The sequence below is a fragment of the Bacteroides sp. OF03-11BH genome, assembly GCF_003604005.1.
Taxonomy (GTDB): domain Bacteria; phylum Bacteroidota; class Bacteroidia; order Bacteroidales; family Bacteroidaceae; genus Bacteroides; species Bacteroides ovatus.
Genome location: NZ_QTMW01000053.1, coordinates 1 through 14,647 on the forward strand (window position 1 = coordinate 1; position 14,647 = coordinate 14,647).

At 43.2% G+C, this 14,647-nt stretch carries 21 protein-coding genes and 2 pseudogenes; 11 read left to right on the forward strand and 12 right to left on the reverse strand.

The genetic code is table 11. The annotated features are described in order from the left end of the window. The first annotated feature begins 136 nt into the window (after positions 1-136). From DXA54_RS28305 to DXA54_RS24020, 4 genes are all read left to right on the forward strand, one after another. A complete protein-coding gene (locus tag DXA54_RS28305) occupies positions 137-337 on the forward strand; it encodes a hypothetical protein (protein ID WP_165863287.1) in 201 nt (66 codons plus the stop codon). Between the two features lie 197 nt (positions 338-534). Then, entirely contained in the window at positions 535-789 is a 255-nt protein-coding gene (locus DXA54_RS24010) for a hypothetical protein (protein WP_005868768.1), read from the forward strand. 45 nt (positions 790-834) lie between these two features. Next, entirely contained in the window at positions 835-1,161 is a 327-nt protein-coding gene (locus DXA54_RS24015) for a hypothetical protein (protein ID WP_005868769.1), read from the forward strand. 14 nt (positions 1,162-1,175) lie between these two features. Next, the gene (locus DXA54_RS24020; RefSeq protein ID WP_005868770.1) at positions 1,176-1,553 is read left to right on the forward strand and encodes a hypothetical protein; all 378 of its coding nucleotides are present in this window, start codon (positions 1,176-1,178) and stop codon (positions 1,551-1,553) included. Positions 1,554-1,614: 61 nt separating this feature from the next. On the opposite strand, the gene DXA54_RS24025 is transcribed toward DXA54_RS24020, so the two are convergent. From DXA54_RS24025 to DXA54_RS24045, 5 genes are all read right to left on the reverse strand, one after another. Next, on the reverse strand, positions 1,615-1,887 hold the full coding sequence (locus DXA54_RS24025) for a hypothetical protein (protein ID WP_005868772.1): 273 nt from the start codon (positions 1,885-1,887) through the stop codon (positions 1,615-1,617). Positions 1,888-1,899: 12 nt separating this feature from the next. Further along, a complete protein-coding gene (locus DXA54_RS24030) occupies positions 1,900-2,184 on the reverse strand; it encodes an HU family DNA-binding protein (protein ID WP_005868774.1) in 285 nt (94 codons plus the stop codon). 99 nt (positions 2,185-2,283) lie between these two features. Further along, positions 2,284-2,682, reverse strand: a complete 399-nt coding sequence (locus tag DXA54_RS24035) for a hypothetical protein (protein WP_005868776.1) — start codon at positions 2,680-2,682, stop codon at positions 2,284-2,286. A 49-nt stretch (positions 2,683-2,731) separates the two neighbouring features. Then, positions 2,732-3,052 (reverse strand): type II toxin-antitoxin system PemK/MazF family toxin, encoded by a 321-nt coding sequence (locus DXA54_RS24040; protein WP_005868777.1) that lies wholly within the window; start codon positions 3,050-3,052, stop codon positions 2,732-2,734. Further along, positions 3,046-3,294: an AbrB/MazE/SpoVT family DNA-binding domain-containing protein gene (locus DXA54_RS24045; RefSeq protein WP_005868778.1), complete on the reverse strand. Its 249-nt coding sequence runs from the start codon at positions 3,292-3,294 to the stop codon at positions 3,046-3,048. The genes DXA54_RS24040 and DXA54_RS24045 overlap by 7 nt, the downstream gene beginning before the upstream one ends. A gap of 433 nt (positions 3,295-3,727) precedes the next feature. On the opposite strand from DXA54_RS24045, the pseudogene DXA54_RS24050 reads away from it, so the two are divergent. The 3 genes and pseudogenes from DXA54_RS24050 (at position 3,728) to DXA54_RS24065 (ending at position 5,564) form a co-directional block, all read left to right on the forward strand. Next, positions 3,728-4,580, forward strand: a pseudogene (locus DXA54_RS24050) (virulence RhuM family protein). Between the two features lie 16 nt (positions 4,581-4,596). Next, positions 4,597-4,926, forward strand: coding sequence for a hypothetical protein (locus DXA54_RS24060; RefSeq protein ID WP_005868780.1), 330 nt, complete (start codon positions 4,597-4,599; stop codon positions 4,924-4,926). Between the two features lie 41 nt (positions 4,927-4,967). Next, on the forward strand, positions 4,968-5,564 hold the full coding sequence (locus DXA54_RS24065; protein ID WP_005868781.1) for a recombinase family protein: 597 nt from the start codon (positions 4,968-4,970) through the stop codon (positions 5,562-5,564). Positions 5,565-5,676: 112 nt separating this feature from the next. Here DXA54_RS24065 and DXA54_RS24070 read toward each other — a convergent pair whose 3' ends face one another. The 5 genes from DXA54_RS24070 to DXA54_RS24095 all read right to left on the reverse strand — a co-directional run bounded on the left by DXA54_RS24070 (position 5,677) and on the right by DXA54_RS24095 (position 10,104). Further along, entirely contained in the window at positions 5,677-6,075 is a 399-nt protein-coding gene (locus DXA54_RS24070; protein WP_005868782.1) for a hypothetical protein, read from the reverse strand. A gap of 348 nt (positions 6,076-6,423) precedes the next feature. After that, positions 6,424-6,834 carry a hypothetical protein gene (locus DXA54_RS24075; protein WP_005868783.1) on the reverse strand — a complete coding sequence of 137 codons (411 nt, stop codon included), beginning with the start codon at positions 6,832-6,834 and terminating at the stop codon, positions 6,424-6,426. Positions 6,835-7,010: 176 nt separating this feature from the next. Beyond that, on the reverse strand, positions 7,011-7,637 hold the full coding sequence (locus tag DXA54_RS24085; protein ID WP_005868785.1) for a RadC family protein: 627 nt from the start codon (positions 7,635-7,637) through the stop codon (positions 7,011-7,013). A gap of 881 nt (positions 7,638-8,518) precedes the next feature. Beyond that, the gene (locus DXA54_RS24090; RefSeq protein WP_005868786.1) at positions 8,519-9,727 is read right to left on the reverse strand and encodes a hypothetical protein; all 1,209 of its coding nucleotides are present in this window, start codon (positions 9,725-9,727) and stop codon (positions 8,519-8,521) included. 203 nt (positions 9,728-9,930) lie between these two features. Beyond that, on the reverse strand, positions 9,931-10,104 hold the full coding sequence (locus DXA54_RS24095; protein ID WP_224201638.1) for a hypothetical protein: 174 nt from the start codon (positions 10,102-10,104) through the stop codon (positions 9,931-9,933). On the opposite strand from DXA54_RS24095, the pseudogene DXA54_RS24100 reads away from it, so the two are divergent. From DXA54_RS24100 to DXA54_RS24115, 3 genes and pseudogenes are all read left to right on the forward strand, one after another. After that, positions 10,086-11,345 (forward strand): annotated as a pseudogene (locus DXA54_RS24100) (IS1380 family transposase); the annotation flags it as partial. The gene DXA54_RS24095 and the pseudogene DXA54_RS24100 sit on opposite strands and share 19 nt — an antisense overlap. Before the next feature lie 114 nt (positions 11,346-11,459). Continuing rightward, a complete protein-coding gene (locus tag DXA54_RS24110; RefSeq protein ID WP_005868789.1) occupies positions 11,460-11,852 on the forward strand; it encodes a MobC family plasmid mobilization relaxosome protein in 393 nt (130 codons plus the stop codon). Beyond that, positions 11,849-12,796 carry a relaxase/mobilization nuclease domain-containing protein gene (locus DXA54_RS24115; RefSeq protein ID WP_120080890.1) on the forward strand — a complete coding sequence of 316 codons (948 nt, stop codon included), beginning with the start codon at positions 11,849-11,851 and terminating at the stop codon, positions 12,794-12,796. The genes DXA54_RS24110 and DXA54_RS24115 overlap by 4 nt, the downstream gene beginning before the upstream one ends. Positions 12,797-12,817: 21 nt before the next feature. Here the strand turns inward: DXA54_RS24115 and DXA54_RS24120 are convergent, their stop codons facing one another. Continuing rightward, on the reverse strand, positions 12,818-13,477 hold the full coding sequence (locus tag DXA54_RS24120; RefSeq protein WP_004329304.1) for a helix-turn-helix domain-containing protein: 660 nt from the start codon (positions 13,475-13,477) through the stop codon (positions 12,818-12,820). A gap of 23 nt (positions 13,478-13,500) precedes the next feature. Here DXA54_RS24120 and DXA54_RS28100 point away from each other — a divergent pair, with 23 nt between their 5' ends. Then, entirely contained in the window at positions 13,501-13,689 is a 189-nt protein-coding gene (locus DXA54_RS28100) for a hypothetical protein (RefSeq protein ID WP_005775886.1), read from the forward strand. Positions 13,690-13,736: 47 nt separating this feature from the next. On the opposite strand, the gene DXA54_RS24125 is transcribed toward DXA54_RS28100, so the two are convergent. Continuing rightward, positions 13,737-14,636 (reverse strand): helix-turn-helix domain-containing protein, encoded by a 900-nt coding sequence (locus DXA54_RS24125; protein ID WP_004329302.1) that lies wholly within the window; start codon positions 14,634-14,636, stop codon positions 13,737-13,739. Positions 14,637-14,647 lie beyond the last annotated feature (11 nt).

Genomic DNA, 14,647 nt, shown 5'->3' on the forward strand with positions numbered 1-14,647 from the left:
CTTTCGTATCCATCCACCGAAATAAATTTGCCGTTCAAAAACAAAGGGTCTCAGATGGGGCTATGAAAAACGCACATTAAGGGAGGCAGAAAACTAGGAAAAGGGCAGTACGGAAAGTAAAACAAGCCATACGGTTTTGCCTGCAAAACCGTATTCCTATCTCCCTGCCACAAGTGGCAGGGGGGAACGGGTTAGCAACGGACTGCCGGGACAAACGGTAAAAGGAAGGGACTGCAATACGGAAGAAGGAGGTTGTTTCGGCAATGCCGAAGCTCCGGATGATGACCATTGCAATCCCGCCCACGTTTGGAACTTCTCTTTTCCGGTTTACCCATAATCAGCCGCATAGCGGATGATTACGGGTAAACCGGGAATGAGAACAGTCATTCCGATGAAGGGGAGGGTGGGAAAGAATACTGCGTGAACGCAAAAACACAGTATGTCATCTTAAAACAATATCTTTAAAAAGTTTTTCAGAAGAAATGCTTACCAATATCCTAATAATTATTACTTTTGATAACATAATACAACGATATGGAAAAGAAAAAGATTACAATAGAGGTAGAACCAGCTACAGCCGTAGCTACCGTCGGTTTATTGCGTGGGATATTTCCCAGTATCATCGAACAACTGGAAAGGCAAGCCGCAACAAACGGCAGCCCCTTAAAATTCAATAAAGTAGAAAATATGCAAGAAGTATTGGATGAGATTTATGAAAAGTGCATTGCCGAAACGAACCTCCGGGAGTTTGCCCAGGCGCACTTAAATAGTGACGGATTACCTAACTGATACAGAAATACGGAATCTGCCAGCCATCCTTATTCCAAATAACAAATGGTACAGAATTACACACCTGTCATGTGGGATGACAAAGCATTTGCCTTTGTCCCCTACGAAGCATTCAGTGATTTGCCACATTATCCCAAAGAAAAATGTGAGCAAATTTGCAAAGAGCTGAACAGCCTTATAAGACTATGTACTTATAGGCCGAAAAAGGAAGATATTTATTTTCATCCGGTAAGTTATGTACGTCGTTCCGGAGGTTTCATAGTTACGGATAATCAGGCATCCTTTGAGAAATGCCCCTATCCTGCTTGCGCAGACCGTCATAGCTGCCAAAAAATATGTGATTTGATGAACCGTATCATTGAAGAGTCTTAATTATATAAAATACCATGGAACATCCAAACTCCAAATGCAGAATAGCACAAGCTGAATATTTAAGTCGGCTACCTGAAGAAGAACGGGAAAATAAGGCCAGAGATATTAGAATCGGAAACGCCAGCTATATTTACCACCAACAAGCGGTTCCAATCCAAGAAAACAGATTGATAATGTATTATAAAGAGTGGTTGGAAGGTCTTCCTCCCAACATTTCACGCCATATGAGAATGCTTGGATTTGAAGCATGTAAGACAATGATTCCGTTTACGAGATATGTGAACGAAAGAAACGATATTGGTATGCGTGACTGGATGCAAGAGCATCTTTCACCGAGTGACTTCAACTATTGGCAGGAACTTTCGAAAAAAGCAGGTTCGCCAACATTTTAATCCCATCCCGTTCAATACGCTGCCTGAAGAATAAAAGGTGCGTATTAAACGAGAATATTTTTTAGCGTTTAGTCATCTCTTCCCGCACCAGTTCCGTTTCTGTCGGGGAGAGTTTCGGCAATTTGACAGTTGCCGGACTTTCTAACTGGTAAGCCTTCACCTCATTGATAAGCAGCTGCCAGTCAAAAAGAAATTCTTCGGAACAACCATGTTTACGATAAATTTCTTTTGCTGCTTCCAAAATCTCAGGAGCGCAAAAATCGTCTCCCTGAAAGACAACTGCCGGACGATCATTATTGATACAGTCTCTCAATAATCGTAACTGATCTTTCATTGTGTTTACCTATTATGCGTTCTGTTGTTTTACCATTTTCAAAAATTCGTCAGACGGTTTAAATGCCGGTATGTTATGAGCCGGAATAATCATAGTAGTATTCTTAGAGATATTCCGAGCTGTCTTTTGCGCTCTCTTCTTCACTATGAAACTACCGAATCCACGAAGATAGACATTTTCCTCCTTACCCAACGAAGTCTTTACCTCGTTCATGAATCCTTCCAAAACAGCAAGCACCGCTTTGCCGTCGATGCCGGTTCTGGCAGATATTTCCTTTACGATTTCCGATTTAGTCATTTCTTTATAATTTGAAAATTAGCGTGCAAAGATAATTAATCCAATGGATTATTTAAAGTCTGGCATCCGCAGCAAGCCCTGCCTTCGCCCAATGAAGTGTTAAATTGTTGCGTATGGGTCAAGTTCCTTAATCCGCTTACACAAATAATCAAAGCGTTTCTTGGTAAGCGGTGTGAGTGTATCGAGGTTCTTGCCATCGAAATTCTCTCCGAAAATAAGGTCGTCCACTCCTATGCCGTGATTGTAATTCTCGCGCACGCAATCACGCAGAATCCAAAGGTTATGCAGGTTCACCCAGTCGGCTGTAATGTTTCTGATTTTACTGAACAGCAGCGCAGCAGTGTAAAGGTAGTGTCCGCAATGGTTGTAGTCATGCAACACCAGCTTGCCCTGGTAATAGATGTCGAAATCCTTGTTTTCTTCATCTTCCTTTGTATCGCAGTAGAAGAATGGAATGTCTTTCAGACCGTCCCAATTAATATAAGTAGTTGGCTTCATAATATCTTTTTTGAATACGCTACATAACCTGTTATTTGCACACTTTCCATTATTCACAGAACATTTGATGAAACACTTCCTTCAGTCTTTTTATCTCACTGAAATTCAAATCTCCAATCTTTCTTTTCAGCCGGCTTTTGTCCACCGTGCGAATCTGATCCGTGGCTATCTCCCCATCACGCCCGGCTACAGAACACAGAACCCGGTAAGGATAGTTCCTTATGGTGGAGGTTATCGGAGCAATGACTACTATTGTAAGGTACATATTCAAATCTGAAGGAGTTACAACAACACATGGCCGTGTCTTTGCCATTTCACCCCCACGGGTAGGGTCTAACTCTACCCAATACACTCCATACTGTTCTACCATGTCCAATCCTCAAACTTTTCATCCTCAAACACATCAGGGATAAGCAACTCATCATCCCCATTCTCATGGGCACGTTTGGCAGCTTCCGCCCATCCCTGCCGTGGTTGTGCCTTTATCACAATATTGTTCCCGTCCAAAGAAATGCTCACAGCCGATTTCAAGGACAAACGCAACTGTTTCAATATCTCGGAAGGAAGTATTATCCCCTTGCTGTTTCCAATCTGAATAATGTTTGTTACCATAATGTTATAACTTTAAAATTGATTATCACAACACAAATATAGACAAAGTTATAACAATACCAAAAGAAAAGCCAACTTTTTTCCATTTTCACCGATAACCCGGCCAACGGCTGCACTCGTCGGGAGGCTAGTGCCCCCCTTGCCGTGCGGCGCTCCCCGACCTATGATTCTTATCATGTCTTGTGTCCTTTTCTCCGCTTCTAACAAACAAATCTGCATAAAATATAGATTTGCGTTTCCATTTGAATTTTAGTTATTTGATACCCTAACTATGAATAGCAAACAGATAACTGATTTTTAAAACAGCAGAATGTTTCTGTTTTATTAAAATAAAAAGGGAACAAATTTTTAAGGTAATACTTACGGAAAAAACAGACTTTATAACGTTTCTTTTTCGTACATTTGCAACAATATAATAAAAGCGAAACATATAATGGAGAAGCAAGGAGAAATCATACTATACCAACCGGATGAAGCTGTAAGGTTGGAAGTACGTTTAGAAGATGAAACCGTTTGGCTCACACAAGCGCAGATAGCAGAACTTTTTCAACGTGACAGAACCGTTATTACCAAACATATAAATAATGTTTTTAAGGAAAAGGAATTGGAAGAGAAAAGCAATGTGCATTTTTTGCACATTGCTAATTCCGATAAGCCTGTCAAGTTCTTTAGTCTAGACGTAATAATTTCAGTTGGATACAGAGTTAAAAGCGTAAGAGGTACGCAATTCAGGCAATGGGCAAATAAAATTTTAAAAGAATATTTATTGAAAGGTTATTCTATAAACCAACGGCTCAATGACATGGAATATAGAATGAACAATAGATTCTTCCAAATAGAGAAAACCATTGCTGAACATGATGCAAAGATAGACTTCTTTGTACGCACCTCATTGCCTCCGGTGGAAGGTATATTCTTTGACGGTCAGATATTCGATGCGTATAAGTTTGCTACAGATTTAATAAAGTCTGCCAAATGCTCACTTGTGCTTATCGACAACTATGTAGATGAATCCGTGTTACTCATGTTGAGCAAACGAAACAGTGGAGTATCAGCTACTATTTATACACAAAATAAACGCACAGCTCCAACTTGATTTAAACAAACACAATGACCAATATCCTCCCATTGAAGCTAGAACCTACAAAAGTAGTCATGACCGCTTCTTAATCATTGATAATACGGAAGTATATCATATTGGGGCATCGCTAAAGGATTTGGGCAAGAAAATGTTTGCTTTCTCCAAACTGGAACTTCCTGCCCATACGATAATTGATGTATTATGAAATAAGCTAATCACCCATGCGAGAAGCGGAAGAGAATATAAAATTCAAGATGGAAATTGACGTATTGGTTCCCATTCCACGTACTGTCACCCGTGATTTCACCAGTTTGAAGCACCTGCGTCAATGGCAGAAACGGAATGACATCGATGGTTCTCTTTACTGTTTTGCACACCGGGAATACCTGCTCAACGAAAAGGGAGAATGGGAACAATTTACCGTTATCGGCAAACAGGTAGTGACTATCGGAGAACTGGAAAGGCTTCTTTTGGCAATGAAGCAAAAGGGGTTCAACCAATACAGCCGTGAGGAATATGAAGAATTAATGTCTTCATATTTGAAAAAGTGAAGAATTAAAACCTTCATTACACATTTAAATACGAAAACAGGATGAAAATAGGATATGCCCGTGTTTCCACCAAGGAACAACATCTGGATATGCAACTGGAAGCGTTGAAGGCTGCCGGATGCGAGAAAATCTTCTCTGAGAAAATGACCGGACGTCAACAAAACCGCCCGGAACTGGATGCCTGCCTGAGCTTTCTCCGGGAAGGCGACACACTTGTCGTATATAAGCTGGACCGGCTTGGCCGTTCGCTGAAGAATATCCTTACGCTATTGGAAGATTTCAAGAATAGGGGCATCCAATTCACCTCACTGCAAGACAACATCAGTACGGAAGGCGCAATCGGCCAACTGATGAACAACATTCTCGGTGCTTTCGCTCAGTTTGAAAGAGACCTTATCTATGAGAGAACCCAAGAAGGCAGAAGAATCGCCAAGGAAAAAGGTGTCAAATTCGGCAGAAAGACACTTATCAACAAAAACAACATCGCCAAGCAGAAAAGCTGCATCCAACTCTATGAATCCGGAACGCCGGTAAGGGAGATACAGAAAATATTAAACATAGGCAGTAGCGGAACAGTATATCGCCTATTAAGAAGGAATGGAATTGCGCTGAAATCCGAGAACAAAAATAACAAATAACGAATAAACCTCTGCCCATCCTTCAAAGATGATTCTCAAAGATCGTCTGCAATTCCACCTCTCAGCAAGATTATAGGAAAGTCCCCTTCACGGGGACTGATTTTTTTTAATTTTAATACAATAACTCCATGCACTCCTGTACCGCTTTTTCCAATGCTTCTTCCAAACAACAAAAAGCGTCCGCATTACTTTCGGAGTCATACAACACATAATCTCCAGCCCTCACAACCACATGCCAGACCGCCACGTTTTGTTCTGTTTGAAACGTATATTCACGAGTCTGTATCATCCATTGGATACATGCTGCCAGTGTCGGGCACTCGCACATATACATCGGGGTATTCCTTCCCTCAATATCGGTGCGTAGCCTATCCTGTTTGTCATACCAATACTCACAAGGCACGTAATAGTATAATTCCTTCATCATAAGAGCTGTGTCGCTATTAACCAATCTCTCTTTGTTGATTTGTGTAATCAAATTTTCCATATTAGCATTATTTAAGTTGAACATCTGATTTATTCTTCAGCTAGATTCAAGACCTTTTCATTTTTTGTATCGGGAAGGTCTTTGGTCAGCCGACCTTTTTTTTGATGTCATTCCCCATCTGAGTTCTGAGCCTTTTTTCGGCATATCAAGGTCTGGATTGCAAGCAATAAGCCAAGTTTCACTTATGGAAAATGTCGGGAAGACACTTCTTCATCGTTATTTTCCATACAGTAAAGGCGCATGGCCGTAACTTGCCATTTGCGGAATCCCGAAACCTTTGCCGAGCAAAAAGCCGGACTCGGATCGGAGGAAAGAAGCCGGGGGAGGCAGCCCACAGAAAGGGCAATCCGATACAATCAAGAAATTAACCTGCTATACCCTTGTGCGAGTGAAATAATCCATCATAGACACTACATACCTAAGTAGTGGTATCAATACACCGATCACATATATCATAGCGTAGCCCAAAAGGACAAAAGGTAATGTTTTACGATAAAGACATGCAACAGCGAGCAATATAAACGAAAAAGAAAAGCCATAAACCCCATATTGAAAACCGGGTATCAACTCATAAACAGGTACGGGTTCCGGATGAAGCATGGCTCCGGCCACAATAGAATAAAGGCTGGTCAATAATATAAGCAGCGTATATAAGCAACTCTTAAGAATCCTGGGATCATTCCTTTTACAATAGAGAATCGTTCGGATATCACTTCTAAGAAACTCAATGCCCAGTAAGAGAGCCACCATAACGCCTGTATCAAAAGTAGAAAATACATTCATTCCGATCACCTTTGGCGCGAAGATATGTATTTATTCTGAAAAGCCACGTCTTTGCGTATTTTACGATGTCGCATCCGATAGTCCGGGAAGCATTTTTTTGGTTCTTTTTTGGGGTGACTGCCAAAAAAGAACCCCGAAGCCGAAATCCCGGGCAGACGGGATTTCTCCCGTCCACCTTACCTATTTTGCAATCTTCCCTCGTCCGCATAGCTATAATAGTTATTGCCTGCCACAATCACATGGTCAACCAAACGGATGTCTAATGTTTCAGCGGCTTTTTTAACTGCTTCCGTCAAGCGGTCATCCGCACTGCTGGGCTTGCGTGCTCCTGATGGGTGGTTATGTACCATGATAAAAGATACGGCGTTATAATACAATGCCTGCTTCATGATAACCCGTATATCCACAGGGGCGGTATTTATCCCGCCGCATGAGATACGGACTTTACGGATGAGTTTGGACGAACTGTTCAGCAACAGCACCCACATCTCTTCAGTAGCTATATCGCACAAAACAGGATGCATCATTTTATAAACATTATTGCTGGATAAAAGCGCAGGACTTTCAACTTGCCCTTCTTTCAGCCGTTTATATAGCTCAATCGCCGCATAAGCGACTTTTTTACGGCTGGGTGTTAGTGTTTCCAGTACATCAGACAAGCACAATCCTTCTATTTCCATCTGTTCATACTTATATTCTTCACGTTTCAGTTTCTCACTGTTCGTCAAGGTATAAATCAACTCGCTGTTTTCCATCACCCGATAAACGTCATTCACTTCAAATACGGTTCTCTTCGTTTTCATACTGCCAAAAATTAAAAGATTAATACTCGCAAACATCGCTTGTCGCCCCAACCATAAATTTTTCCTCAACTGATTGGGAACAGTGCATTGAAGAGAAAGCGGGAAAGACGGATCAGAACGGGATTGAACTGGTAAATACTACCTCCCGGAATGGGAGGATGGAGATTTGGCTTTTCAATATCGGGCGTTCCGGCCACGCCTACCTTCGCAATGTTCCTATCAGTTCAGGAAAAAATCATCATACCTCTCTTCCGGCATAGCCGGAGCGTAGAGCGTTAGGGATAGCAGGGAAAAGCCTGGAGGGTAACGAGGACTTGCAACGAATAGCCCGGTCAGAAGGGAACGCCCTGAAAAACTAATTCGGATACAGAAGATGAACAGAACCGCCTTCCAATCATATAAAAAAACGTGAAAATCAACACATACTTCCGAAAAATCTTTTTCCGAAAGTACGTATAGGGCATGTGAAGGGAAAATTTATTTTCCCAGTCATTTCTATGTTATCGCTTTGGGGATATTTAAAGGGGTTAGGAGTTTAGGTCTTTATTATGTATTTTGGTGGATGGTTTTACACAGCCGATACCTTTTATTTAAAAATTTCTCTCTTTTATTTCACTGATATACCGACATATAAAAAAAACAGGGATTACCTATTCCCTTCATTAACGGGTGGACGGTTTTACACAGCTGACAAGTGAAACCGGACGCTTTTACACAACTAAAGCAAAAGGAGTGGACGGTTCTACACAACTAGAAGCAACAAACGGGACACTTCTACACAACTAAAACAGGCAAAGCGGATGACTCCACACATCTAATCACCCCAATAGGGACACTTCTACACAACTAATTCTATAAAAAACCGTGAAACGTGGACGGTTCTACACAGCTGGATCGTCCATGTTCACCGCCCCGTCCGTCTCCGGAGATATGAACTCTTCAGGAGCAGGAGCAACTTCCGTTCCATTGGCACTCTCCAACTCTTCCTGTGCCCATCCTTCCGGAAACCTGCCGAATACAGCCACGAAATCACTGATATATATCTGTTTCTTCTTTTCTACGCTTTCCGGGGAGTTTGCCCATAAAAGGAACTCTTTATACAGTCCGGCATCTTCCTCCACCTCTTTGATCTTCTTCCTCCTGACAGCCATATCCGTGTCCGGGTAGGCAATCTCGACATACAGCCCAAGCAGGTTCTTATAGAATTTCTTCACCACGACAGCATATTGTCCTTCATCAAAATAGTGCAGCGTATGCCTAGGAAACGAGAACAACACGGTATATGCCCATCTCTCATGATCGCCTTTCACAAAAGAGAAATTGAAATTGGTATATTTCAGGTAAGTATTCATCTTTTTCAGTATCGAGGCGACCTTCTTTTTCCGGTCTTTGGGTTCGGCAATCTCTATGCCGAGCTTTTTAGCCAGCTGATCGACTGTCAGCACATAAAAAGGAGCCTCATTCTTGGTGGTCTTATACTTGATCAGGTAAACCATCTTGGAAAGTTCCAGATAGAAATAGCGGTAACGGCTGGGCAGGCTACGGTAATCCTGAAGTTCCAAGAGGTTATAGAGCGAGAACATGAAATTCTTTATCTCCGGGCTTACCACTGCCGAGTACAGCCTTTTCGTTGACTTCTTCGTCTTGAAATCGGTCATTATGTCGAAACGTTTCAAGATCTGCACGAAATTATAGGATGTACGGCCATCCTCGCCAATGGTCGGATAGCAGAGGTTCTCCAATCCCAGTTTATAGAGAGCCGCCTCAAAAACCGTCTCGATAGGATGGCTGATTCTCTGTCCTGCCGTGTCGGTACATACATATTCCGGCTGCATATTCTTTCCGAACATGGCCGCGAGCTGCCGGCTATCCAGCTTGCGCTGCAAGTTGGTACGGTCATACCCCATCTTACGGCAGAAGTCTTCTACGGAGAACCAGGAAGTCCCGAACAAGTCTTTGAGGTGATAGCTGCCCAGGTATATGATCAGATCGAGCATGACATTTCCACCTGCCTCATACAACCGTTCAATCAGCACGGAATTATAGCTTTCCCCAAGCACCCTAGGGACACGAATCAGTTCTTTTGCCATGATAATACTTACAAAATCAATCCTTTCTCTGTTTTCATTGCCACAAAGATAGGCATACCGGCCAACATACGCGTCATAATTATCAATCAGTTTTAACGGTATGACCGGTATGGGAAAAGGAGAAGTACTTTCCTGAAGAATGCTTTATCCGCCCTTCATCAGAAAGAAAGCATCTTACACCTGTACCCCATAGACATCCTATATTACTTTTTCAGTTCTTCCGATAAAAAGGAACGGTCTATCAATACTTGCACCAATGGTTTCTCTTTGACAAACTCATCAAGCTCACGCTTTATCAATTTATTGCCCAACCCTATGCGTCGTCCAAATTCCTCGAAATCCTTCCGCCCTACCTGATGAGCAATTTGACTCCACATTGTCATCTGTAATCGACTCAACCCTCGGTCTAAGGTGTAGATCGTTAGGTTATCAGTACAGCGAAATCATCCGTTCTCTCATGAGTATCTACTTCTGTGGTGGCTCATGTATTGAGGATGTCACTACTCATTTGATGAACCATCTCTCGCTTCATCCGACACTTCATACTTGTAGTTCTGATACTATCCTCAGAGCGATAAAGGAACTGACGCAAGAAAACATCTCATACACATCAGATACGGGTAAGAACTACGATTTCAACACGGCTGACACTCTCAATACTTTACTGCTCAATTGTATGTTTGCATCTGACCAACTGAAAGAGGGTGAGAAGTATGATGCAAAGCCTACATACAAGAAGTTCTCTGGTTATCGCCCTGGCGTGGCGGTTATTGGTGACTTGATTGTTGGCATTGAGAATAGCGATGGTAACACAAAAGTTCCATTTCATGGCACGTTTTCTCGCCATGGCAGAGCTTAAGTAAACTTAGCTCTGCTCATCTGGCTTAACGAAAACCTTCGTTTTCATCAGAAGGACACGCTGAAGAGGTTCTTTGAGAGATTTGAACAGAACAGGCTCACTATCAATCGTTTCAGAGCTGATTGCGGATCATGTTCCGAGGAAATCGTGGAGGAAATAGAGAAACACTGCAAGTCCTTCTATATCCGCACTAACCGCTGCAGTTCGCTCTACAATGACATATTTGCTCTCAGAGGCTGGAAGACTGAGGAAATCAATGGCATTGAGTTTGAATTGAACTCTATCCTTGTTGAGAAGTGGAAGGGTAAAGCATACCGACTTGTGATTCAAAGACAGAAACGGATGGATGGTGTGCAGGATCTTTGGGAAGGAGAATACACATACCGTTGTATCCTGACTAACGACTATGAATCTTCCGTAAGAGAAATTGTCGAGTTCTATAACCTTCGTGGAGGAAAGGAACGTATCTTTGATGATATGAACAATGGTTTCGGGTGGGACAGATTGCCCAAATCCTTCATGGCCGAGAACACTGTGTTCCTTCTTCTTACAGCACTTATCCGTAACTTCTACAAGGCCATTATCCAAAGACTTGACGTAAAGAGGTTCGGACTCAATGCAACAAGTCGCATAAAAGCGTTTGTCTTCAGGTTTATCTCTGTACCAGCCAAGTGGATCAGGACATCAAGGCGGTATGTGCTGAATATCTATACCTGTAACAATGCTTACGCAGATATTTTTCAGACTGATTTTGGATAACGCCTACAACTTATGGGTATGATACTGCGTATTGTCTCAAGTCGCATTGTGGGGTAAGGGGATGTTGTAGGCAGAAGTGGGTGTTTCTGCCTCAATTTATCTGATAATTCAGTAATGAGAGGACGTGTACACGCAAGAAGGACGTTGAAGGGCTTAGTTGCGGATTTGAGGCAGGTAAGAAAATACAAAGAATTAACAGCAACCGAGAAACTGAAATACCGTATCGCAGTGAAAATGACGGCAGCCGACTACTTCCGCCTGCTGACACGATCGCATGAGGCGGGCGTATCACCAAGCGAGTACATGAGGGAATGTTTCCGTAACGGTCATGTGAAAGAACGGCTGTCGGAGGAACATGCCGGATACATCCGCCAACTCTGCGGCATGGCTAACAATCTCAACCAGCTTGCGCGTAAGGCAAACGCCGGAGGCTTCCACGATGAACGGTGGGACTGCAAGGTGGCAGTGGCAAGGATTCATGAACTTATAACCAAGATAGGGATATGATGGCGAAAATCGTAAAAGGAAGCGACTTCAAGGGTGCGGTGGATTACATCATCGACAAGAAGAAGGATACGCAGATAGTAGCAAGCGAAGGCTTGTTTATGGAAAATCTGGAAACTATCGCCATGAGTTTCAATGCCCAGTCACGGATGAACGATAAGGTGACAAAACCTGTCGGACATATCGCGTTGAGTTTTTCCAAAGAGGATGAGTTACGGCTGACGAACCGTATCATGGCAGGCATCGCGCTTGAATATATGGAACGGATGGGAATCAAGAATACGCAGTTCTTCATCGCCCAGCATTTCGACAAGGAGCATCCGCACGTGCATATTGCTTTCAACCGCATAGACAACAACGGCAATACCATATCGGACAGGCACGAGCGTCTGCGCAGTACCCGCATCTGCAAGGAATTGACCTTGAAATACGGCTTGCATATGGCTGGCGGAAAGGACAATGTCAAACGCAACCGCCTGAAAGAGCCAGACAGGACGAAATATGCGCTTTACGACATCATCAAAATGGAAGTCGGCAGATGCGGCAACTGGAACGTGCTTATCACCAACCTGAAACGGCAGGGAGTGGAAGTACATTTCAAGCATAAGGGGCAGACCAGCGAGGTGCAGGGTGTTGTATTCTCCATGAATGGCTACCATTTCAACGGCTCCAAAGTGGACAGGCGTTTCAGTTATTCCAAGATTGACGCGGCTTTGCAGCACAACAGATGCAGGGAACGTATGGGAATAACAGCCGGAATATATGAAACGGCTACACCAAGCGCACCGTCCGGCACGGCACAAAGCGAGTTGTTCAACGGCTCTTGGGGATTGCTAAAAAGCAGTGGCTCATCTTATAACGCTGCTGATGCGGAAGCCAATCAGGAAATGGTGGATATACTTCGCAGAAGGAAGAAAGTTAAGCGCAAGAGAGGTGTTGGGTTCTAATATTCTGTACTAATCCAATTCTCACGACACTTGCGCTCTATATTCATTCGGAGTGTAACCTACCTCTTTCTTGAACAGTCGGGTAAAATGTTGCGGGTACTGAAAACCGAGATTATAGGCGATTTCATTAACGGTGTCGTCTGTAGATGCAAGTTCCGTCTTGGCTATTTCAATAGACTTGTCATGAATGAAATGCAGGGCGGTTGAACCTGTTTCTTTTTTCAATAAATCACTGAAATAGTTGGGCGAGAGGCAGAGCTTGTCTGCACAATACTGTACAGTGGGCAAGCCTATCCGTTTAGCAGCCCCATCATGGAAGTATTCGTCAAGCAACCGCTCAAATCTTGCGAGGATGTCTCGGTTTTGGTTGTCGCGTGTGATGAACTGGCGGTCATAGAAACGTGTGCAGTAATCAAGGAACGTCTTGATGCTGTCTGTGATGAGGTTCTTGCTGTGACGGTGTATCGGATGGTTCAATTCATATTGAATCTTGTGGAAGCAATCCATGATGATTTGCCGTTCTTCCACACTAAGGTGCAATGCCTCGTTTGTCTCGTAGGAAAAGAACGAATATTCACGCATTATCCGCCCGAGAGGTGTATTCCGCAGCAGGTCGGGATGGAACATAAGCAGGTAGCCATCTGGTTGGAACTGCATGCCGTCATCTTCCGCACCGAACACCTGTCCGGGCGCGATAAATATCAGTGTGCATAATTATTCCTAAGTCTGTGAAACCGGAACGCATGAAGCAGAATCTCGACATATTAGACTTCACCCTGTCGGCCGACGACATGGCACGGATAAAGACGCTGGATACCGACAAGCCTTTCTTACTCGGCTCGCACGAAGATCCAGAAATCGTAAAATGGTTCATGCAGTACAAAAACGCCTGAACATCAACAACCATATTTCGATAGCCGCTATCGACTATATTAAGAAGTTATTCGTATATGCCTTTATTGTAATCCGTCATGTACTGAGTAAATGTTTTGCCTGTTTGCTGTTTGAAGAAGCGCATGAGATGGCTCGGATCAGAGAAATTGAAATCATCCGCCATTTCACTGACAGTGCGGTTGGAGAATAGCAATTCGTTCTTCAGTTCCTCAAGCAGACGTTGTTTTATCAAATGGGTAGCTGATACTCCGAATTGGGCTTTTACTGAGTTATTGAGTGTGATGCGACTGACATGAAGCATGTCTGCATATTCCTGCACCCGCTGGTGGGTGCGGATATTCTGTTCCAACAAGTCCTTGAACCGAAAAGCGAAATTGTTTTTAGCAATTTCAGCGGGCAAGCAATAGGCGGCAGCGTATGTACGATTGATAATCAGCAAAAGATAATATAGTAAGGAAACAATGATATTGTACGTATCGGACACTGGATTCATCAGCTCATACTTAATCTTTCCGAGCAGCCGCATATATTCCTTCATTTCGTCATGTGTGGCATTGATGTAAGGCGGCGTATCTGTCTGGTAACAATACAAAAGGCGAAAAACGAAGAACTTGTCGGCGATAAAAGTACGCATGAAATCTTCGCGGAATATAAGGAACGTGTAATCCAACGCCGTCTCATCTACATGCCACTCTTGTTGCTGATGGGGTGAAAGCAGGAGAACCATGCCGTCGCGCAGTTCAATCTTGCGGAAGTTCAGTAGCAAATATCCGTTTGCCTTACGGAAAAAGTAGAAGCTGAAGAAGTCTGTCTTAAACCGCTTGTTTTCTGTCAGCACAAGTCCGATGTCCTTGTTTATGGCAGTATTGATGTAAAAATCCACGCCGCAGCGTGTCTTGTTGAACGGTACGCTGACCAGTCGATCAGGGTTGATTATCTCGTCCATATCCTTGTCGT